Genomic DNA, 19,441 nt, shown 5'->3' on the forward strand with positions numbered 1-19,441 from the left:
GAGCGAATAGGATAAAAGTCGCATAATGGCCATTCAGTGCTGCAGCCGGACGTGATGTGCGGCGTACCGCAGAGGAGGCCTCATGGGTCGCGACGAGAATCTCGAACTGGTATTCGCGGGAGGGGTTGCTTCGGCGAGCGACGGCGAAGACGCCGTGGTGGTGCACCGCACCGACCGCAAGGGTCCGGGCGGGCACCCGATCTACGCCGACGACACCGGCATCGTGCAGGCGGAGATCAGCGACCGCGGCGAGGTGCGGATGATCGCCAGCGGCGGGCACCAGCAGCCCGCGTCCGGCGTCGAGGCCAGGCCCGTGGTCCAGCCCTGACGCCGACCCCGTACCTGCCCGGCGTGCCCGGTTGGGCACGCCGGGCAGGGCGGACGCCGCCCTCCCGGCCGTCCGGGCGCCCTCGGATCCCACGCCCGGAGTCCGGGCGAACCCCGGGCCGGGGCAGTCGTGAGGGATCGGCGGTCCGTGCGGGGCCCGGCCCGGAAGGCCGTGCGACTCCCTCACCAGGCCAGTTCTTCGTCGAACACCATCACCGGCTCCGGCAGCTCCCCGCCCAGCGACAGCTCCGCCCAGATGATCTTGCCGGGGCTGACATAGCGTGTTCCCCAGCGTTGGGAGAACTGGGCCACCAGGAAGAGCCCCCGGCCGCCCTCGTCGGTCGCGGCCGCACGCCGCAGGTGGGGAGAGGTGCTGCTGCCGTCGGACACCTCGACGATCAGCGTGCGCCCGTGCAGCAGCCGTACCCGTACCGGCTCCGTGCCGTAACGGATGGCGTTGGTGAGCAGTTCGCTGAGCACCAGTTCGGCGACGAAGACCGAGCCCTCCAGGCCCCATTCGGCGAGTTTCCGGCCCGCCTCGGCCCGTACGCGGGACACCGCCGAGACGTCGGGCGGCACGTCCCACTCCGCGGCCCGGGACCGGTCGAGCAGCCGTGTGCGCGCCACGAGCAACGCGATGTCGTCGCTGGGCTGGTCGGGCAGAAGCGCGCTCATCACGGCGACGCAGGTCTCCTCGGGCGTCAGCCCGGGCTGTGCGAGGGCGTCACGGAGCAGCGCCAGCCCTTCGTCCACGTCGCGCTGCCGGTCCTCGACCAGACCGTCAGTGAAGAGGACGAGCCGGCTGCCCTCGGACAGGTCCAGCTCCGTCTCCTCGAACGGAAGGCCCCCCACGCCGAGCGGGGGTGACACGGGCAGTTCCGGGAAGACCACCCGGCCCTCGGGGTCGACGACCGCCGGCGCGAGATGGCCGGCGTGCGCGAGGGTGCAGCGCCCGCTCACCGAGTCGTAGATCGCGTACAGACAGGTCGCGCCCGTCACCTGCGCGCGTTCGCCCTCCGCCTCCGGAGGCTGGTCCGCGTCGATGCGCAGCACCAGGTCGTCCAGGCGGGCCAGCAGATCGGAAGGCGGCAGGTCCAGGGACGAGAAGTTCAGCACGGCCGTGCGCAGCCGCCCCATCGTGGCCGCGGCGTGCATCCCGTGCCCGACCACGTCGCCGACGACCAGGGCGACCCGGAGCCCCGGCAGCGGGATGACGTCGAACCAGTCGCCGCCGACGCCGGCCTGCGCCGGCAGATACCGCCAGGCGACGCCGAGCGCGTCCTGCTCCGGAAGGTCGCGCGGCAGCAGACTCCGCTGCAGTGTGACGGCCATCGCGTGCTCTCGGGTGTAGCGCCGGGCGTTGTCGATGGCCACGGCCGCACGGGCCGCGAGCTCCTCGGCGAACGAGATGTCGTCCTCGTCGAACCGCGGCGCGTCCTCGGACCGCCAGTAGTTGACCAGCCCGAGGACGACGCCGCGTGCCCGGAGCGGGACCGTGACCAGCGACCGGATGCCGTACTCCAGCGCCTGCCGCCGCCCCTCCGGGTCCTCGCTGCCCCAGGTCTCCGACGCGGCCAGATCGGGCTCCAGCAGCGCCTGGCCGTTGGCCAGCGCCGTGCTCATCGGCGTGATGTTGATCCGGATGGCGTCGCCGACGGGCTGGAGCGGATGGTCGTCGCGGATGCCGCTCAGCGCCGTGCGCCGCATCGCGCCGAGGCCGGCGGGTTCGTCGCCGCGCAGCACGGGATCGAGCAGTTCGACCGACACGAAGTCCGCGAAGCGGGGTACGGCCACCTCCGCCAGTTCCCTCGCCGTCCGGCGCACGTCCAGGGTGGTGCCGATCCGCACCCCGGCCTCGTACAGCAGCGTCAGCCGTTCCCTGGCCGCCTCCGCCCGGCCCGAGAGGGCGCGCAGCTCGGTCGTGTCGCGGAGGCTGGCGACCAGTCCCGTCACGCCCCCGTACGGTGCCGTGGGCCGCGTGCTGAGGGCCAGCAGCCGGTCCCCGGACAGGAACACCTCGTCGGAGACCTCCCTGCCCGACACCAGGAGCCGGGTGATGCCGGGGGCGAGGCCCAGCTCGCCGACGGGGCGTCGGTCGGCGTCGGGCGGCAGACCGAGCAGGCGCCGGGCCTCGTCGTTGGCGAGCAGCAGCCGGCCGTCTCCGCCGACGATCAGCACGCCCTCGCGCACCGCGTGGAGGACGGCGTCGTGGTGTTCGTACATCCGGGTCATCTCGGCGGGGCCGAGCCCATGGGTCTGGCGCCGCAGCCGCCGGCTGACCAGGGCCGCCCCGCCGGTGGCGAGCACGAGCGCGCCGGCGGCCGAACCCAGCAGGATCGGCATCTGGAGGTCGAGCAGTTCCCCGACGTTCGCGACCTGGATGCCCGCGGAGACCAGGCCGACGACCCTGCGGTTGCCGTCCAGCACGGGGACGACGGCCCGGACGGCGTCGCGCGGCTCACCCTGGAAGGTCTCGGTGAACGCCTCGCCGGCGGCCGCCCGCGAGATGTCCCCCTCCACCCGCTTCCCGATCAGCTCCGGTTCGGGGTCGGTGTAGCGGACGCCGTCCGTGCTGAGGACGGAGATGAAGTCGACGCCGGCGCCCCGCGCGGCCTCGTCGGCAGCGGGCTGCAGTACGGCCGCCGGGTCGGGTGAGGTGAGTGCCGCGGCTGTGCCGGGGCCGTACGCGAACGCCTCGGCGGCGCCGAGAGAGCGGTTGTGGGCGTCCTCGTAGCTGTCGTAGCGCGCCTGCAGGACCAGGGCGACCGCCGCGGCGACGACCAGCAGGATGATCACGACGGCCTGCAGCAGGAACACCTGGGTGGCCAGACTGTGCACGCTGAGCAGGGACTGCAGACGTCGGCGCCACCCCGGGCGTTCGCGGGGGCCGGGCGGTCGCGGGCGGCTGGACGGCATGACCGCCGTCCACCAGGACCGGCGGGGACGTCCGATCATGTCCCCAGTTCTAGCACTGGGCCGCCGTCCCGGGCGACCGTTCGGCCGGATCGGGCAGCACGGGAACGCCGGCCCGGTGCGTAAGGCGACCCCGGCCCGCCTCCCGGGGGGCACCCGTTCGGCGGCACGCCGGGCTGCTCACGGCGCACTTGAGGGTAGCGACGGCACATGCCCTTCAGATTCGGCGACCCGGACGACGGCCGGACCGGCCACTGGTTCGCGCGGCTCCACCGGCGAGTGCGGACCTCCGTGGTCGGCCTCGCCTGGAACCGCGGACGCGAGATGGAACTGTTGCACCGTGCCATGGGCTTCGCGGCGCTCTGCTTCCTGACCATCGTGCCGCTGCTGGTGGTCGTCGCGGCGGCCGACCCGGCGAGCGGGAAGGGCTTCGCCAGGTGGCTGGTCCAGGGCCTCGGGGTCTCTGAGGTGTCACAGGAGGAGGTCGAGGAGCTCTTCGGCCTGCCGGGGGAGGCCCTGCAGCGGACCACGGCGCTCGGTCTGGCCGCGCTGGCGGCGTTCGGGGTGACGTTCGGCTCGGCGGTGCAGACGGGCTACGAACGGGTGTGGGACCTGCCGACCGCGCGGTGGCACACGATGTGGCGGCACGTCGTCTGGCTGGCGGTGCTGGTCGCGGCGCTGCTCATGTTCGTCAACACGCCCACGCCGCCCCGCGCCCCCATCGTGGTGCAGGCGCTGGTCCCGGCCGCCGATCTGATCGGCACCTTCCTGTTCTTCTGGTGGTCGCAGTGGCTGCTGCTCTGCGGCCGGCTGCGCTGGCGGGCCCTGGCCCCGGGGGCCGCCGCGACGGCGTTCGGGCTGCTCGGGCTGCGGGTGTTCTCGCAGTTCGTGTTCTCGCCGTTGATCGCGTCCAACGCGGTGACCTACGGGCCGATCGGGACGGTGCTGGTGGTGCAGTCCTGGCTGGTCGGGGTCGGGTTCGTGGTGTACGGAGGGGCGCTCGTGGGGCGGCTGCGCCACGAGCGCCTGGTACGGCGCAGGCTGGCGGCCGAGCAGCCGGCGCCGCCACGGCCCTGACCCGGCCCGCTCCGGCCCCGCCGGGCGCGGGCCCCGGCCAATCGAGGACCCTAGCTAGAGCGTGTTGCGAAAGCCCCTCCTGGCCCGCGACGCCTGGCACGCACGCTCGCTGCGTTGTCGGAGTCATCCGAGTACGTCCAGTACGAGGATGATCCTCCGCCTTGCGATCGCACGCACCAGACGCCGCAGGCCCCGCCCTGCGGGCGGACGGAGCTACTTTCGCCACACGCCCTACTAGGCCGGGCCGGGGACGAGGCCGTCGGCGACGAGGCCCGCGAGCACGGCCTCGCTCAGGGTCCGCAGGGCCGACAGCGGACGGACCATCACCGTGAACTCCTTGATGCGGCCGGACTCGTCGTACTGCAGCAGATCGATGCCGTGGATCTCCCTCCCGGCCACCGTCGCCCGGAAGAGCAGGATCTCCGAGGGCGCCTCGCTGCCGTCCGCGCTGGTCTCGGCTGTGCCGTCGAACCTCCCGATGTAGCGGAAGTCCTCGAAGGTGCGCAGCAGTACGCCGAACAGCCCCAGGACCATGGTCCTGCCCTCGAAGGGCGTGAACTTCACCGGGCTGTAGAAGCGGACGTCGGCGGTGAACAGGTCGTCGAGCGCAGCCAGGTCGCGCTTCTCCACGGCGGTGCGGAAACGGTCAGCGGTCTCCATCGGTGCTCCCTCGGTCGTGCTACTCAACAATGTGAGTAGTCATTTTCTTGACCTAGGGGCACTTCATCAAGCGGTCCGGCGGAGCCGCACGTAAGATGAACGACGGATTCCGTAGGAACCGATGCTCCGGAGAGGTCCATGACGCGGCGTCGTCCTCCGCGATCGGCGAGCGCCGACGACCTCCTGACGACGCTCGGACTGCTCACCGCGAAAGCACGGCAGGGCGCTGAGCGCCAGCGCGCCAGGGTGGACCTGGCGGAAGCCCTCCAGCGCGAGATGCTGCCCGAGACGCTGCCGTCCGTGCCCGGGCTGCAGACCGCCGCGCGCTACACACCGGCCCGGGACGGGCTCGACGTCGGCGGCGACTGGTACGACGGCTTCGTCATGGCCGACGGGTCGCTCGCGTTCTCGATAGGGGACGTCCAGGGGCACGACGTCGAGGCCGCGGCCTTCATGGGGCAGATACGGATAGGCCTGCGGGCCGTCGCGCTGGCGGCCACCGATCCGGGCGAGATCCTGGCGCGGGCGAACGACCTGCTGGTGTCCGTGGCCCGCGAACTGTTCGCCACGTGCACTTTCCTCCGCTTCGATCCCTCGGAGTGGGTGCTGGAGAGTGCCCGCGCCGGCCATGTCCCCGGGGTGCGGGCCTTCGCCGGCGGCCGCTGCGAGCCGATGCAGGACATCGGCGGCCTTCCGCTCGGCATCGAACCGGGAGAGGTGTATCCGGTGACCAGACGCAGGCTCACCGAGGGCGGGGCGTTCGTGTTGCTGACCGACGGGGTGATAGAGGGGCCGGCCGTGCCCGTCGAGGCGGGGCTGGCGAGGGTCACCCGGGTCGTCGGGGCCGGCGCGGCCGAGGCGGTGACCGCCGACCACCTGGCCGCCGAGGTGATGAAGGCGGCCGAGTTCACCGGGCACACCGACGACGCGGCAGTGCTCGTCCTGCGCCATGACGCGGCGGCGGACCGGCTGCGGCGGCCCTCGCCGCTCGTCTGACGCGACAGCCCTCCCGCCGGTGCGGCGCCACGGGCCGGTCAACCGCCTGATCCCGTCCGGCCCCGCACCGTAACCGGAATCCGGCTTTCGTCCGTCTGGTCCTTCCGGTCCGTCGACGCGTGTCATGGCACGCCCGTGCGCGGCGGCGTTGTGTGATGGCTGCTGTGGCCCGTAACCAGCTCCTCAACCGTTTCGGCACGGTAGTCCTCCTGATGCTCGGCGTCGCCGTCGCCTACTACGCGGCCGGGCGCGTCGGACTGACGCTGCAGCTGGTCGTGGAAGGGGCGGTCGTCACCCCGCTCTGGCCGCCCACGGGCATCGCCCTGACCTGCCTGCTCTGGTTCGGTCTGCGGATCTGGCCGGGCATCGCCCTCGGGACCCTCCTCGTCATCCTGGCGATCAGCCCCTTCCGCGCCCACTCCCTGGGCATCCTCGCTGGCAACAGCCTCGCCCCGGTCTGCGCCTGCCTGATGCTGCGCCGGGTGGGGTTCCGGACCGAGCTCGACCGGCTGCGCGACGGGCTGGCGCTGGTGTTCCTGGGGGCACTGGCCGGCATGCTGATCAGCGCGACGGTGGGGGCCGGGGTGCTGCTGCTCTCAGGCCAGATCCCGGCCGAGGGGTTCTGGCCCATCTGGTCGGCGTGGTGGGTCGGAGACGCCATGGGTGTGCTGGTGGTGACCCCGCTGCTGCTCGTCTGCCGGACCGTCGGCCGGCCCGTCGACCTGTCTCCCGGGCGCTGGGCCGAGGCGGTGTGCCTGGTGGCCAGCGTGACCGTCGTCACGTACGCCGTCACCCGTACGCCCGTCGCGCTGCTGTTCCTCGTCTTCCCCCTGCTGATGTGGGCCGCGCTGCGGTTCCAGCTCTTCGGGGCCGCACCGTGCGTGCTGATCGTGTCTGTCCTGGCGATCTCGGCGGCGACCGAGGGGCAGGGGCCCTTCGGCGGACACGGGATGCTGGCCGTGATGAGCGTTCTCCAGGCCCTCAACGGTTCGGCGGCGCTGACCGGTCTGCTGCTCTCCGCGGTGGTCACCGAGCAGATCACCGTCCGCCGCAAGATCGAGCTGGCCTGCAGCGAACTCGCGGAGGTGGTGGACCGGCTGGTCCCGGGCAGCGGCGTGGCCCGCCGCTGGCCGCCACCACAGGACAAGGACCTCTGACGAAGCGGTGGAGTCCGGACGGCGGCCGTACCCGAGGCGGCGGTCCCGGCGGCGGCGCCGGTCGCCGGGGCCGCCCGCCGTTCGCGCCGGGGCCCGGTCCGCTGCCGCCGGGGCCAGGACCCCGGCGTGCGGACGGCCTCGTGCGGGAGTGGGGCGGTTCCCCACGCACCACGGGACGGCCCTGCCCGGTGCCTCACGCCCAGGGGGCGAAACCCACCGCCCGGCCCGTTCCGTCGCGCTGGATCTCCAGCATGCCCTCGACCGCCGAGCGGTCGATCGGTCCGTAGACGTGCGGGAAGAGAGTGCCCGAGGCGACCCCGGGCGGTGGTGCCGGGTCCGCCGGCTCGAGACGGACCGGTGCGAGCAGCCTGGTCTCGTCGATGAGCAGTGCCATCAGCGGTCCGGGCACATCGCGGTAGAAGGCGTTGACGACCGCGAGTGTGGTGGCCTCGTCGGGCGAGCAGTGGACGAAGCCCTCCGCGGGAAGGGACGCGGGCGCGTACGGCCGTTCCGGGACGGCGAGCCAGTCGTCGAGCGGAACCACATGCATGATCATGTGTCAGTTATAGCGCCGCGGAGGGCGCGCGCCGGGCCAGGCCGGCACCGGACGGCGTTCCGGACCCGGATCCGGACTCTGCCCCGGGGCACGGGTTCAGGCACGGACGACCGTCACCCCGGCCTCCGCGAATGCGTCCGCCGTCCCCTCGGACACGGCGGAGTCGGTGACCAGTGTGTCCACCTGCTCCGTCGCGCAGATGCGGGCGAAGGCCCGGCTGCCCAGTTTGGTCGAGTCGGCCGCGACGATCACCCGCCGGGCGCGCTCGCACAGCAGCCGGTTGATCGCCGCCTCGTCCTCGTCGTGCGCCGCCGCGCCGTGCACCACGTCGAAGGCGTTCACACCGAGGACCGCCACGTCCAGGGCGATCTGGCCCAGGACCCCGTCGGCGAGCGGGCCGATCAGCTCGAACGACTGCGGACGGGCCACGCCGCCCGTGACGACGATCTTGAACTGGGGTCTGATCGCCAGTTCGTTGGCGATGTTGAGGGCGTTGGTGACGATCGTCAGCGCGGGGGTGCCCGAGGCCAGATCGGGCCGGGCGGCCAGCGCCCGGGCGACCTCGGTGGTGGTCGTGCCGCCGGTGAACCCGACCGCCTCGCCGGGCGTGATCAGCTCGGCGACGGCAGCGCTGATGCGTTGCTTCTCCGCCGCGTGCCGCGACGCCTTGTAGCGCAGCGGGAGTTCGTACGACACGCCGTGCACCACCGCGCCGCCCCGGGTGCGGACGAGCATCTGCTGCTCGGCCAGCTGGTCGAAATCGCGCCGGATCGTCGCGGCCGAGACGCCCAGGGCCCCCGCGGCCTCCTCGACGTCCAGCCGGCCCCGCTCCACCAGGAGTTCCAGCAGCGCCGTCCAGCGGGCGTCGCGCGACATCCACCGCTCCCTTCCTCGAACGTCAGTGGTGACCCTAACGCACACAGAACCCGCCATGATGCTTGAAGATGCTCGAAATCTCGCGCTATCTTGCAAAAACACGCACACACTCGAAGAGTGGAGTACGCATATGAGCCATGTCGGGCAGGAGTTGGCGAGCCAGCCGGAGTGCTGGACCAGGGCGGCGGAGCTCGCCGCGACCCAGGGCGGGGCGCTCCCGGCCGCCGGCGAGCGGGTGGCGTTCGTCGGCTGCGGCACCTCCCTGTTCATGAGCCAGGCGGCCGCGGCCCTGCGGGAGGGCGCGGGACAAGGAGAGTCGGACGCGTTCGCCGCCTCCGAGTTCCCCGCCGGCCGCTCCTACGACCGGGTGGTCGCCCTCACCCGTTCGGGTACCACCACCGAGGTCCTCGAACTCCTCGGCCGGCTGCGCGGACGCACCCGTACCACCGCGGTCACCGCCGACCCGACCACGCCCGTCATGGCCGCGGCCGACGAGACCGTCGTCCTCGACTTCGCCGACGAGCGGTCCGTGGTCCAGACGCGTTTCGCGACCACCGCGCTCACCCTGCTGCGAGCCGGTTCCGGCCTGCACACCGACGCCGTGGCCGACGACTGCCGGGTCGCCCTCGCCGAACCGCTCCCCGAAGGGCTCACGGCCAGTACGCAGTTCACCTTCCTGGGCCGCGGCTGGACCGTCGGCCTCGCCAACGAGGCCGCGCTCAAGGTGCGCGAGGCGTCGGCGTCCTGGGCCGAGGCGTATCCGGCCATGGAGTACCGGCACGGCCCCATCAGCGTCACCACCCGCGGCACCGCCACCTGGATGATCGGCGACGCGCCCGCCGGGCTCGCCGACGAGGTGCGCGCCACCGGAGGGAGATGGGTCGCCGGCGGCCTGGACCCGCTCGCCGAACTGGTCCGCGCCCAGCGGCTCGCGGTCGCCGTCGCCGAGTCACGGGGCCTGGACCCGGACAGCCCCCGCCATCTGACCCGTTCCGTCATCCTCTCCGGAGCGTGACCCATGCCGCTCGCCGAAACCGGAACGCTGGTCGCCGCGGCCGCTGTCGAGCGCCGTGCCGTCGCCGCCTTCAACATCATCACGCTGGAACACGCCGAAGCGGTCATCACCGGCGCGGAGGCCGCCGGGTCCCCGGTCGTCCTCCAGATCAGCGAGAACGCCGTGAAGTACCGCTACGGCAGGGTCCGTCCGCTGGCCAGGGCCGCCGCCGAGGCGGCGGCCGAGGCCGGCGTTCCCGTCGCCCTGCACCTCGACCACGTCACGAGCGACCGACTGCTCCGCCAGGCGGTCGACGCGGGGTTCAGCTCCGTGATGTACGACGCCGCGCATCTGCCGTACACGGAGAACCTCGCCGCTACCCGGTCCGCCACCGAGTGGGCACACGGCAGCGGCCTCTGGATCGAGGCCGAGCTGGGGGAGGTGGGCGGCAAGGAGGGCGCCCCGCCGCTGGACGCCCACGCTCCCGGGGCCCGTACCGATCCGGAAGAGGCACGCGCGTTCGTCGAGGGGACCGGGGTGGACGCACTCGCGGTCGCCATCGGCAGCTCGCACGCGATGACCGCCCGCACCGCCTCGCTGGACCACGGGCTCCTGGCCCGGCTCGCCGGGACCCTGGAGGTACCGCTCGTGCTGCACGGCTCGTCCGGCGTACCGGACGGGGAACTGACGGCCGCCGTGTCCGGTGGCATCGCCAAGGTCAACATCGGCACCGCCCTGAACCTCGCCATGACCTCCGCCATCCGGGACTACCTGGCCGCGAACGCCGACGCCGTGGACTCGCGGAAGTACCTGTCTGTCGGCCGCCGGGCGATGGCCGAGACGGTCACCGCGCTGATCGGTGTCCTGCGCGGCGCGGGAGAGCCCGTCCCCGTCGCCTGAGCGGCACCCGTACCCGCCCCGCGAGTGGGCGCCCGGCCCGAGAACCCGTCGCTCCTCGACGTTCCCGCCGACACCCTCGGCCCGGTGCTCGCGCAAGGCCGGGGCCTCCTGGGAGGAATCAGGTGAAATCCGGGGCGCTGGGCCACCGGAACGGACCAACCGCGCCCGGCCCCTCCCGGATTCGCCGCCTGATCCGGGACACACTCTCCTCGCCACCCGTTTCCCGCGGGCGGCGGAGTGGGCTCGATGGAACGGACGCCCGGCGCCACGGGCACAGCGAGCCGTCCGCCGCCGAACCGAACCGACAGGATTCCCATGCCCCACATCACACCTCCGGCCCTCCGGCGGGGCGGCGCGCTCGCGCTCGCCGGCGCCGCGGCCGCCGCGCTGCTGACCGGCTGCACCTCCTCCGGTGACAGGGAGGGCTCCTCCTCCCCGACCGGAAAACCGCTCGCCGGACCCGAGAAGGCCGGTGCCGGCATGGCCGTGCTCCGCGGCGACACGATCAGGAAGGCTCTCGTCACCGATTCCGAGCTGCGTTCCTACCAGGCCCAGGAGATCAGCCCGCCGAACGTGCGGCCCAAGTCCGACCGGGAGGAGTGCCGGCCCCTCGCGGACATGACCGCGTCGGGTACGGCCCGTACGCCCGAGGCCGTCGACTTCGCCAGCCGCTCCTACGTCTCCACGGGGACGCCCGGCCTCACCACGACGGTCAGTCTCTTCTCGTACGAGGGCGACGACGCGCGGCGTACCTTCTCGGACGTCCGCAAGGCGCTCGCCACCTGCGGCGCCGGCTTCACCACCTCGGGGAACAGCGGCGGTACGTCGGTCAAGTACGTGGCCGTGAAGGAGGAGGAGGCGCCCGAGGGCGGCGACGAGGCCGTCTCCTGGAGGATGACCGGCACCGCACAGGGCTCCTCGATGCCCATGCAGATCACCGCCGTGCGGCAGGGGCGCAACGTGGCGGTGTACTTCACGCTCAACCTGCTCGACCCGAAGAAGGCCGACCTTCCCGAGGACCTGCACGGCCGTCAGACCGCCAAGCTGGCGAAGGCGATCGAGTCGGCCGGCAGGTCCTGACGGCGCGCGGCCGCTGCCCCCGGGCTCGGCACGTCCTGGGCGGGTGCGCGGTCCCGCGGCGGCCAGGCCCGTCCCGCGTGCGGGCCTCGCCCGGGGCCGACCCCGGGAACCAGGCCCCGGAAACGGGAACCCGGCCCGCCGGACGGTGTACACCGTCCGGCGGGCCGGGTTCCCGTTTCCGGATCGCCGGACCTCGTTCCGGCCACCAGTTCCTCGTTCCGGACACCCGGTCCGTGCCGCACACCGCGGCCGGGCGGCCCGTGCGCGTCCGGACCAGTAGTGCTGCTTGCCGGCGCGCAGCAGGATGCCCGTGACGGCGACCGCGACCAGCGCGGCCGATACCACGAGCCGGCGCCGGGCGCGCACATGAGCCGCGGGCCGCGGCGGGCCGGGTACGTCCGGACCCGCCCGGCCCACCCACGCCGCTGACGTTCCGGAACCGGACCACGAACGGGAACCGCGCGGCGACGTCGGTCAGGCCCCGCCCGGCGCGGCGGCGGGAACCCTGCCCAGGAGCCCGAGCACGCTGAGGAACGCGGCGAGGGGAACGGCCGGGACACGCCGGGTACGCATGAACGACCCCCTGTCCGACTCGCTTGCCGCACTCGCGGCGGGCGAGACGGTACCGAGCTCACTATGCGACAAACCGCCACCGAAAGCCATCGAACCCCCGTACTCGTGTTGGCGGAAAGTGACGGGAGTTGCACAACTTGCGTTCGAAGATTGGCTGGTTGACCGTAGGATCTGGATGCCCCCGATCGCCGGGGGAGTCCGTATGCGGTCTGGAAGGGACTCGTTCTGGCGTGGTCGCGTTATCCGGAAGCGTCGTGTCATGGTCGGGCTGCTGATCGCGGGGGGTGGCGGGGTCGCCGCCCTGGCGCTGCTGACCTGGGCGTTGTCCCTGCGTCGAAGGCTGCTTGCCGAACAGCGGGTACGGGCGCGGGCGGAGGGGCTCGCGGCGGCACGCGAGGCCGAGATCGCCCATCTGGCCGCCGTCCGGGTCCCGGCCATCGCCGAACGGACGCGCACCGGCCGTCTCCTGGACGGGGTGCCCGGCCCCGCCGGCTCGGACGCCGAGCTGGGCGCCGCGTTCGCCCGGGCCCTGGCCGTCGTCGTCACCGCCCTCGGCTCCGACGAGGCCGTACGCCGGGAGCGGGCCCTGCGGGACTCGGTGCAGTCCGCCTTCGAGTCCGTCGCCCGCACCATGCACGCCATGGCGACCGTGCAGCAGCAGGTGCTGGACCACATCGAACGCTCCATCGACGACCCCCGGTTGATGGCCGAGGTGATGAAGGCCGACCATGCGGCCGCCCAGATGACCCGCAAGGCCCAGACCCTGCTCGTGATGTGCGGCATCTGGCCCGCGCGGCGGGAGAGCCGGCCCGTGTCCCTCTACGACTGCGTCCGCGGCGCCCAGTCGCGCATCGTGGAGTTCGGCCGGGTCGAGGTACACGGCGGCCAGACCCTCCACGTCGTACCGCCCGCCGTCGAGGGGCTGATGCACGCCGTCGCCGAACTCCTGGAGAACGCCACGGTGTTCTCCCCGTCCAGCACCCAGGTCGTGGTCACCGTCCGGGAGGTGGCCGCGGGGGCGGTCGTCGAGATCGACGACGCGGGCCTCGGCATGCCGCCGGACGTCCTGGCGCAGGCCACGGCACACCTCCTCGACGACCCGGATCTGGCCCGGCTCGGCGCGGTGCCGCGCCTCGGACTCGCCTGCGCCGGCCGCTGGGGCCGCGAGCTCGGGTTCAGCGTGGAGCTGACGTCCGCCTCCGCCTACGGCGGAACCCGCGCCGTCACGTTCGTACCCCACCGGCTGCTGACCGAGCCGCCGGCCCACCCCGCTCCGCTCCGCCGCGAGCCGGCGGCGGAACCGCGGGCACCCGGGCATGCGCCGTCGCGCCCGGCGACCGGCGAGGGGGAGCCGCACCCCCGGTCGGACGGCCCGGACCCGGCGGTCCAGGGCACGGCCGGCCCGGCAGCCGGCCTTTCGGGGCCGGGCGTTCCGCCGTCCGGTGTCGGGCCCGGTGTCGGGCAGGCAACCGGTCCCGTACCGCCCGGCGGCGGTCCGGCAACGGGCCACCCGGTCCCGGGCGGCGGTCCGGGGTCCGGACCCACGGTGCCCGGCACCACCCCGCACGACGAAGGTCCGGCGCCCGCCGACGGTCCGGTGCCCCCGGCCGGCGGACTGCCGCGGCGCCGCAGCAGGCGCGGCGGACGCGAACCGGGGCCCGAGCGGGGCACCGGACAGAGCCGCGGCGCGCCGTCGCCTCCGGACCCCGGCCCCCCTTGGACCCCCGAGGCGGCCCGCGCCTCGATCTCGGGCGTGGTGTCCGGGACACGCCGGGGCCGCGCCGCCCTGGAAAGCGGCACGCCGACACCCCGCGCGGCCGATCGCGGAACCGACCACCCAACCGACCACGAGGGAGGCCGCCAGTGACCGGAGCCGTGACCAGGCTGCCCGACCTCGGATGGATGCTGCGCCCGCTGACCGACGTCCCCGGAGTGCGACACGCCGTGGTGGTGTCCGAGGACGGGCTGCGGCTCGGCCACGCGTCCGCCGAGGCCCTCACCGGACCGGTCGCCCTGCTCGGCGTCCCGGAGGCCGAGTCGCTCGCCGCGGCGTGCGCCGCGATGACGATGACCGGCCGCTCCACGGCCGCACTGCTGTTCGGCGGCGGTGCCGGGGTGCGCCAGCTGATGCTGGAGTCGGAGCACGGCTTCGTCCTGTTCACCCACGCCGGGGCAGGCGCCCACCTCGCCGTCGCCACCGGCACCGACGCCGATGTCGGCCTGGTGGCCCAGCAGATGCAGGTGCTGGTGGCGAGGATCGGTACCCATCTGAGCACCGGGCCGCGGGATCCGGCGGACCCGCCGTCATGACGGACGACCGGGAGGGCCGGACCACCACCCGTGCGGTGCGCCCCTACGTGATCACCGGCGGCCGCGCGGCCGCCGCCGGCGCGCCGCTGTCCTGGGAGACGCTGGTGACGGCCACGGGCACCGCAGCGCCGGAGACCCTCCAGCCCGAGTACCGCATGATCCTGACGCACTGCCAGGGGCTGCTGTCCGTCGCCGAGGTGGCGGCCCACCTGGGCCAGCCGCCGTCGGTGGTGCAGGTGCTGCTCGCCGACCTCCTCGACTGGGGGCTCATCCTGTCCCGTCCGCCGGTGCCCCGCGCCGAACGCACCGACGTGACCACGCTGAGAAAGGTGCTCCATGGCCTCGAAAGCCGCCTCTGACGCCTTGGCCGGCAGCGCCGGGGCACCGGCGACGCGGCCGCCAGGGGGAGCGGCGGCCGCCTCCGGGCCGTACCCGGGGACGGAACCGGGTGGGAAGTACCTCGCACCGGGCGTCGCGGGCGCGGCCAAGATCCTCGTCGTCGGCCCGCTCGGAGTGGGCAAGACGACGCTCATCGGAACCGTGTCCGAGATCCGGCCGCTGTCCACGGAGGCACTGATGACCCGGGCCGGCGCCCGCGTCGACACCCTGGGCGGGCGTACCAAGACGACCACGACCGTCGCCCTCGACTTCGGCCGGATCACGCTCGACGGCGACCTCGTGCTCTACCTCTTCGGCACCCCGGGGCAGCAGCGGTTCCTGCCGGCCTGGCGGGATCTGGCCAAAGGCGCGCTCGGCGCCCTCGCCCTCGTCGACACCCGCGATCCGGCGGCGTCCTTCGACGCCTTGGGCAATCTGGAGGACCTCGACCTTCCGTTCGCCGTGGCCGTCAACGCCTTCCCCGGCAGCCCGGAGCACTCCGAGGACGATCTGCGCGTCGCGCTCGACCTGCTGCCCAGCACCCCGCTCGTCAGCTGCGACGCCCGCGACTCGCGCTCCTCGGTGCTGGCCCTGATCGCGCTCGTACGCCATCTCGTCCACGCCGCCACGGAATCCTCGTGACCAGGGAGGCCTCGATGACCACCCCGCACGGCTACTCGCCGCCGCCCTCCGGCATCGGCGGACGGCGCCCCACCGCCACCGCGTTGTACGGGCCGCACCTCGACGGCGACGCCATGCCCGCGCTGTACGAGGAACTCCGCAGGAACCACGGCCCGGTGGCCCCCGTCACCGTCGCGCCGGGCATCGAGGCCTGGCTCGTGCTCGGCCATCGCGAGCTGCTCCGGCTCACCCGCGACGAACAGGACTTCTCCCACGACCCGCGCCGCTGGAGCCTGCTGCGCGAGGGCCGGGTGCCGCGCGATTCGCCGATCCTGCCGTTCGTGGGCTGGCGGCCCGCGCTGCTGTTCGCCGACGGTCAGCAGCACCGCCGGATGAGGGCCGCCGTCTCCGACGCCCTGGCCGGGATCGACGGGCACGAACTGCGGCGAGGCGTACGGTCCGCCGCCGAGGAACTGATCGCGTCGTTCGCCGAGCGCCGCGAGGCCGACCTCGTACCCCACTACGCGCACCGGCTTCCGTTGCAGGTCATCACGGGACTCCTCGGACTGGACGCGCGGACCGGCAGCCGGCTCGTCCACGCGATCTCCGGCCTGGCCGCCGCGACGGCCGACTCCGGCAGGGCGAGCAGGCGGATCAACGCGATCCTCCTCGCCCTGATCGACCGGAAGCGGACCCGGCCCGGTGACGACATCACCTCGGCCCTGCTGCACCACCCGGCACGTCTCACCGACGAGGAGGTGCTGCACAACCTCGTGGTCATGTTCGTCGCCGGCCATCAGACCACCGTCAACTGGATCGCCACGACCCTGCGCGTCCTGCTCTGCGACCCGGCGCTCCGCTCCTCGCTGACGGGCGGACACCTCAGCGTCGACGACGCACTCGACCTCGTGCTGTGGCGCTTCCCGCCGACGCAGAACTTCCCGGCCCGCTACGCCACCCGCGATCTCCGTTTCGGAGGCCAGTCCATCCGGGCCGGCGACATGCTGATCCTCGGGCTCGCCGCCGCCAACGCCGACCCGGCCGTGCTGCCCCCCGGCGGCCCCGTCACCGGCAACCGCTCCCATCTCGCGTTCGGCGCGGGACCGCACACGTGTCCGGCTCAGGACCCGGCCCGGCTGATCACCCGAACCGCCGTGGACACCGTCCGGCACCGGCTGCCCGACATGGAGCTGGCCGTGGACGAGTCGGAGCTCGCCTGGGTGTCGTCGCCCTGGAGCAAGGGGCTGGCCGCCCTCCCCGTCCGCTTCACCGATCCTCAGCTCCCCCGGACCCCACGACCGGGCGAGCCGGGCCGCACCGCCCGCCCAGGCCATCCGGCCGCCCCACAGACAGGAGAGGCCCGTTGAACACCTCACCGAGCACCCCGCACCGGATGGACCCGGCCGGTGGCTGCCCGCACGCGGACAACGCCCGGCTGCTGGCGCGGGGGGCGGTGGCTCCCGTCGTCCTCCCCGGCGACGTGGCGGGCATGGCCGTCCTGGGCCACGACGCGCTCAGGGAGTTCCTGGCCCACCCCGATGTCGCCAAGGGCGCCGAGCACTTCGCCGACCTGCGGGAGGGCCGGATCGCCGACGGCTGGCCGCTGAAGACCTTCGCCACGGTACGAGGGATGACCACGGCCGACGGGGACGACCACCGCAGGCTCAGGTCGCTGGTGAGCAAGGCGTTCACCGCACGGCGGGTCGCGGAGCTGCGCCCCCGTGTCGAGACGGTCACGGAGGAGCTGCTGGACGGCCTCGGCCGGGCCGCTGCGGAGCACGGCGGCGTCGCCGATCTGCGCCGGTACTTCGCCATGCCGTTGCCCATGGGGGTGATCTGCGGACTCCTGGGTGTGCACGCCGAGCACCAGCAACGGCTGCACCACCTCTCGAACCAGGTAGTCGCCACCGACATCGGCCCCGAGGAGGCGATGGCCGCCAACCGGGAGCTGGTCGACGTGCTCGGCGCCGTGGCCGCCGCGCGGGCGGAGGATCCGGGCGACGATCTCACCAGCGCGCTGATCGCCGCCCGTGAGGAGGACGGCGACCGGCTCAGCGGGCACGAACTCATCGGCACCCTGCTGCTGATGATCGTCGCGGGCCACGAGACGACACTGAACCTGATCACCAACGCGGTCCGTGCGCTGTGCGCACACCGGGACCAGCTGGAGCTGGTCCGCTCGGGCGGCGCGGCCTGGGCGGACGTCGTCGAGGAGACCCTGCGCTGGGACAGCCCCGTGAGCTACTTCCCGTTCCGCTACCCGACACGGGACCTCACCCTGGACGGTACGGTCATCCCGAAGGGCACCCCGGTCCTCGCCGGATACTCCGCCGCCGGACGGGACCCGGCCGTGCACGGGCCGGACGCGGGCCGCTTCGACGTCACCCGGGCGTCCGTGTCACGCCACCTCTCCCTCGGCCACGGACCGCACTACTGCCTCGGGGCACCGCTCGCCCGTATGGAGGCCGCCATCGCCCTGGAGCGGCTGTTCACCCGGTTCCCCGGGCTGGACCTGGCCGTACCGGAGCCGGAACTGGCACGGCACGCCAGTTTCGTGGGGAACAGCGTCCTGGAGCTTCCGGTCCGGCCCCTGGCTTGAGGGGGCGCGGACCGCTTCCGTGGACCCGGGTGCGCTTCACTCGTTCGGAGCAGGCCGACCGGCCCCGTCACCGGGGCCCGGCGCAGGCTGGAGTGGTACCGAGCACCGGAAGAGCTTCGGCGCCGAAGGACAGGGAGTCAGCATGGCCGGACGGTTCGAGGGGACGGTCGTGATCGACCGCCCGGTCGACGAGGTGTTCGCCTTCCTCGCGGACGGCGAGAACGACCGGAAGTTCAGCCCACGGGTGCAGGAGATGACCAGGGTCACCGACGGCCCGACGGGCGTGGGCACGGTCTACCGCAGCAAGGTGAAGGACGCGGGGATGACCACCTCGCGCGAGTTCCGGATCAGCGAGTTCGAGCCGCCGCGCCGGATCCGCTGGACGGAGGTCTCGAAGAACCTGGTGACGGCCCCCGAGGGCGGCTACGACCTGGAGGCCGTCGACACCGGGCGGACCAGGCTCACGGTGTTCAACACCCTCGAGGGCCACGGCCTCGGCAAACTGCTCGTCGGACTCGCGCTGAGTGCGGCGCGCAAGGACGCGGACGACTTCGCACGGCGCATCAAGGCGGCGGTCGAGGCGTCCTGAGCGCACGCCGGCCTCGTGCGCTCGCCTCATCCGCCGGCGGCGGGCGACGAATCGAGCCGCAGCCGTAGTTGCTTCTCACCGTCCCCCGACACCGCGTGCTCCACCTCGACCGAGAAACCCGTGGTCATGGCCCGTGCGAGCCGGTCGACCGCCGCGTACGAGCCCGACAGCTCGGCTCCCACCGGCCGGTGCAGAGCCGTGGCCGCCACGGGGCCGGCGGTGCCGACAGGGGCCACGTCGTAGGTCGCCGACCAGATCGTCGGATGGCCGCCCCGGCCCTCCTGGTGGGGGTGCTCCTCTGCATCCCGGTCGCAGGGGTAGGCCGCGAGCAGCGCGCCGAAGACGGCGTCGGCGTCCTCGGGCGCGCCGGTGAGCTGGACCGATACTTCCTCGTGCCTGTCGATGACGGCCATGGTGATCCCCGTCCTCTCTCACGCTCGGACGTCCCACTCCAAGGTCGCACTTCCGGGCCGGAACGGCACACGGCCGGACGGGGCGGAACGCTACGAGGGCGGTGCGGCTCGGTCCGTGCGGGCGGCCGGTCCGTGCGGGCGGCCGCCCGTCCGGTGGTGGAGCAAACCGACCCTCCTCCGGGGGCGCCCGGGCCCCCTCGGCCCGAGTCACGCGGTGACCCGGCTCCCGAATCGTCGAGCCGTGCAGCCGACCCGAGCCGAGCCGACCCGAGCCGACCCGAGCCGAGCCGAGCCGAGCCGAGCCGAGCCGGTCGCGGCGCGAGCCGTGCCCCGTCCCCGCGCCGCTCCGCCGGCCGTCCGGAACCACGCGGAGCCGGGCCGCTCGTGGCCCGGACCCGACCCCGGCCGGCCTCGCGCCCCCG

General features: G+C 73.5%; 19 protein-coding genes. 14 read left to right on the forward strand and 5 right to left on the reverse strand.

Annotated elements, in window-relative coordinates; all coding sequences use genetic code 11:
- Positions 1-82 precede the first annotated feature (82 nt).
- The gene (locus FEF34_RS35580) at positions 83-328 is read left to right on the forward strand and encodes a DUF6296 family protein (RefSeq protein WP_138056837.1); all 246 of its coding nucleotides are present in this window, start codon (positions 83-85) and stop codon (positions 326-328) included.
- Between the two features lie 182 nt (positions 329-510).
- Here the strand turns inward: FEF34_RS35580 and FEF34_RS35585 are convergent, their stop codons facing one another.
- A complete protein-coding gene (locus tag FEF34_RS35585) occupies positions 511-3,282 on the reverse strand; it encodes a SpoIIE family protein phosphatase (protein ID WP_407698326.1) in 2,772 nt (923 codons plus the stop codon).
- 168 nt (positions 3,283-3,450) lie between these two features.
- Between FEF34_RS35585 and FEF34_RS35590 the strand changes: the two genes are divergently transcribed.
- A complete protein-coding gene (locus tag FEF34_RS35590) occupies positions 3,451-4,317 on the forward strand; it encodes a YhjD/YihY/BrkB family envelope integrity protein (RefSeq protein ID WP_138056838.1) in 867 nt (288 codons plus the stop codon).
- 234 nt (positions 4,318-4,551) lie between these two features.
- Here FEF34_RS35590 and FEF34_RS35595 read toward each other — a convergent pair whose 3' ends face one another.
- On the reverse strand, positions 4,552-4,977 hold the full coding sequence (locus FEF34_RS35595) for a nuclear transport factor 2 family protein (RefSeq protein ID WP_138056839.1): 426 nt from the start codon (positions 4,975-4,977) through the stop codon (positions 4,552-4,554).
- Between the two features lie 138 nt (positions 4,978-5,115).
- On the opposite strand from FEF34_RS35595, the gene FEF34_RS35600 reads away from it, so the two are divergent.
- Both FEF34_RS35600 and FEF34_RS35605 read left to right on the forward strand, forming a co-directional pair.
- Entirely contained in the window at positions 5,116-5,973 is an 858-nt protein-coding gene (locus tag FEF34_RS35600) for a PP2C family protein-serine/threonine phosphatase (RefSeq protein WP_138056840.1), read from the forward strand.
- A 164-nt stretch (positions 5,974-6,137) separates the two neighbouring features.
- Positions 6,138-7,130 (forward strand): MASE1 domain-containing protein, encoded by a 993-nt coding sequence (locus tag FEF34_RS35605; protein WP_138056841.1) that lies wholly within the window; start codon positions 6,138-6,140, stop codon positions 7,128-7,130.
- A gap of 193 nt (positions 7,131-7,323) precedes the next feature.
- Here the strand turns inward: FEF34_RS35605 and FEF34_RS35610 are convergent, their stop codons facing one another.
- Positions 7,324-7,686: a DUF952 domain-containing protein gene (locus FEF34_RS35610; protein WP_138056842.1), complete on the reverse strand. Its 363-nt coding sequence runs from the start codon at positions 7,684-7,686 to the stop codon at positions 7,324-7,326.
- A gap of 96 nt (positions 7,687-7,782) precedes the next feature.
- Complete coding sequence (locus FEF34_RS35615; RefSeq protein ID WP_138056843.1) at positions 7,783-8,562, reverse strand: DeoR/GlpR family DNA-binding transcription regulator; 780 nt, start codon at positions 8,560-8,562, stop codon at positions 7,783-7,785.
- A gap of 130 nt (positions 8,563-8,692) precedes the next feature.
- Between FEF34_RS35615 and FEF34_RS35620 the strand changes: the two genes are divergently transcribed.
- The 10 genes from FEF34_RS35620 to FEF34_RS35665 all read left to right on the forward strand — a co-directional run bounded on the left by FEF34_RS35620 (position 8,693) and on the right by FEF34_RS35665 (position 18,606).
- Positions 8,693-9,577 carry an SIS domain-containing protein gene (locus FEF34_RS35620; protein WP_138056844.1) on the forward strand — a complete coding sequence of 295 codons (885 nt, stop codon included), beginning with the start codon at positions 8,693-8,695 and terminating at the stop codon, positions 9,575-9,577.
- Between the two features lie 3 nt (positions 9,578-9,580).
- A complete protein-coding gene (locus tag FEF34_RS35625) occupies positions 9,581-10,456 on the forward strand; it encodes a class II fructose-bisphosphate aldolase (RefSeq protein ID WP_138056845.1) in 876 nt (291 codons plus the stop codon).
- Between the two features lie 315 nt (positions 10,457-10,771).
- Entirely contained in the window at positions 10,772-11,536 is a 765-nt protein-coding gene (locus FEF34_RS35630) for a sensor domain-containing protein (RefSeq protein ID WP_138056846.1), read from the forward strand.
- Positions 11,537-12,368: 832 nt separating this feature from the next.
- Positions 12,369-13,976 (forward strand): ATP-binding protein, encoded by a 1,608-nt coding sequence (locus tag FEF34_RS35635; protein WP_138056847.1) that lies wholly within the window; start codon positions 12,369-12,371, stop codon positions 13,974-13,976.
- Positions 13,973-14,419: a roadblock/LC7 domain-containing protein gene (locus FEF34_RS35640; protein WP_138056848.1), complete on the forward strand. Its 447-nt coding sequence runs from the start codon at positions 13,973-13,975 to the stop codon at positions 14,417-14,419. The genes FEF34_RS35635 and FEF34_RS35640 overlap by 4 nt, the downstream gene beginning before the upstream one ends.
- Complete coding sequence (locus tag FEF34_RS35645) at positions 14,416-14,778, forward strand: DUF742 domain-containing protein (protein WP_138056849.1); 363 nt, start codon at positions 14,416-14,418, stop codon at positions 14,776-14,778. Before FEF34_RS35640 ends, FEF34_RS35645 begins: the two co-directional genes overlap by 4 nt.
- Complete coding sequence (locus tag FEF34_RS35650; protein WP_138056850.1) at positions 14,756-15,439, forward strand: GTP-binding protein; 684 nt, start codon at positions 14,756-14,758, stop codon at positions 15,437-15,439. The genes FEF34_RS35645 and FEF34_RS35650 overlap by 23 nt, the downstream gene beginning before the upstream one ends.
- A 14-nt stretch (positions 15,440-15,453) precedes the next feature.
- Positions 15,454-16,785, forward strand: coding sequence for a cytochrome P450 (locus FEF34_RS35655; RefSeq protein ID WP_138056851.1), 1,332 nt, complete (start codon positions 15,454-15,456; stop codon positions 16,783-16,785).
- 26 nt (positions 16,786-16,811) lie between these two features.
- Positions 16,812-18,017 carry a cytochrome P450 family protein gene (locus FEF34_RS35660; RefSeq protein WP_138057926.1) on the forward strand — a complete coding sequence of 402 codons (1,206 nt, stop codon included), beginning with the start codon at positions 16,812-16,814 and terminating at the stop codon, positions 18,015-18,017.
- A gap of 142 nt (positions 18,018-18,159) precedes the next feature.
- Entirely contained in the window at positions 18,160-18,606 is a 447-nt protein-coding gene (locus FEF34_RS35665; protein ID WP_138056852.1) for an SRPBCC family protein, read from the forward strand.
- A 26-nt stretch (positions 18,607-18,632) separates the two neighbouring features.
- Here the strand turns inward: FEF34_RS35665 and FEF34_RS35670 are convergent, their stop codons facing one another.
- Positions 18,633-19,019: a hypothetical protein gene (locus FEF34_RS35670; RefSeq protein ID WP_138056853.1), complete on the reverse strand. Its 387-nt coding sequence runs from the start codon at positions 19,017-19,019 to the stop codon at positions 18,633-18,635.
- Positions 19,020-19,441 lie beyond the last annotated feature (422 nt).

It is taken from the genome of Streptomyces marianii (assembly GCF_005795905.1).
In the GTDB taxonomy this organism is placed as follows: Bacteria; Actinomycetota; Actinomycetes; order Streptomycetales; family Streptomycetaceae; genus Streptomyces; species Streptomyces marianii.

What these genes read in the sequence shown, in the direction of transcription:
- FEF34_RS35580 (WP_138056837.1), top strand. Translation starts at nt 83, where the DNA reads ATGGGTCGCGACGAGAATCTCGAACTGGTATTCGCGGGAGGGGTTGCT.
- FEF34_RS35665 (WP_138056852.1), top strand. Translation starts at nt 18,160, where the DNA reads ATGGCCGGACGGTTCGAGGGGACGGTCGTGATCGACCGCCCGGTCGAC.
- FEF34_RS35595 (WP_138056839.1), bottom strand. Translation starts at nt 4,977, where the DNA reads ATGGAGACCGCTGACCGTTTCCGCACCGCCGTGGAGAAGCGCGACCTG.
- FEF34_RS35585 (WP_407698326.1), bottom strand. Translation starts at nt 3,282, where the DNA reads ATGATCGGACGTCCCCGCCGGTCCTGGTGGACGGCGGTCATGCCGTCC.
- FEF34_RS35655 (WP_138056851.1), top strand. Translation starts at nt 15,454, where the DNA reads ATGACCACCCCGCACGGCTACTCGCCGCCGCCCTCCGGCATCGGCGGA.
- FEF34_RS35660 (WP_138057926.1), top strand. Translation starts at nt 16,812, where the DNA reads ATGGACCCGGCCGGTGGCTGCCCGCACGCGGACAACGCCCGGCTGCTG.
- FEF34_RS35635 (WP_138056847.1), top strand. Translation starts at nt 12,369, where the DNA reads ATGGTCGGGCTGCTGATCGCGGGGGGTGGCGGGGTCGCCGCCCTGGCG.
- FEF34_RS35650 (WP_138056850.1), top strand. Translation starts at nt 14,756, where the DNA reads ATGGCCTCGAAAGCCGCCTCTGACGCCTTGGCCGGCAGCGCCGGGGCA.
- FEF34_RS35600 (WP_138056840.1), top strand. Translation starts at nt 5,116, where the DNA reads ATGACGCGGCGTCGTCCTCCGCGATCGGCGAGCGCCGACGACCTCCTG.
- FEF34_RS35590 (WP_138056838.1), top strand. Translation starts at nt 3,451, where the DNA reads ATGCCCTTCAGATTCGGCGACCCGGACGACGGCCGGACCGGCCACTGG.
- FEF34_RS35670 (WP_138056853.1), bottom strand. Translation starts at nt 19,019, where the DNA reads ATGGCCGTCATCGACAGGCACGAGGAAGTATCGGTCCAGCTCACCGGC.
- FEF34_RS35620 (WP_138056844.1), top strand. Translation starts at nt 8,693, where the DNA reads ATGAGCCATGTCGGGCAGGAGTTGGCGAGCCAGCCGGAGTGCTGGACC.
- FEF34_RS35615 (WP_138056843.1), bottom strand. Translation starts at nt 8,562, where the DNA reads ATGTCGCGCGACGCCCGCTGGACGGCGCTGCTGGAACTCCTGGTGGAG.
- FEF34_RS35625 (WP_138056845.1), top strand. Translation starts at nt 9,581, where the DNA reads ATGCCGCTCGCCGAAACCGGAACGCTGGTCGCCGCGGCCGCTGTCGAG.
- FEF34_RS35610 (WP_138056842.1), bottom strand. Translation starts at nt 7,686, where the DNA reads ATGATCATGCATGTGGTTCCGCTCGACGACTGGCTCGCCGTCCCGGAA.
- FEF34_RS35630 (WP_138056846.1), top strand. Translation starts at nt 10,772, where the DNA reads ATGCCCCACATCACACCTCCGGCCCTCCGGCGGGGCGGCGCGCTCGCG.
- FEF34_RS35645 (WP_138056849.1), top strand. Translation starts at nt 14,416, where the DNA reads ATGACGGACGACCGGGAGGGCCGGACCACCACCCGTGCGGTGCGCCCC.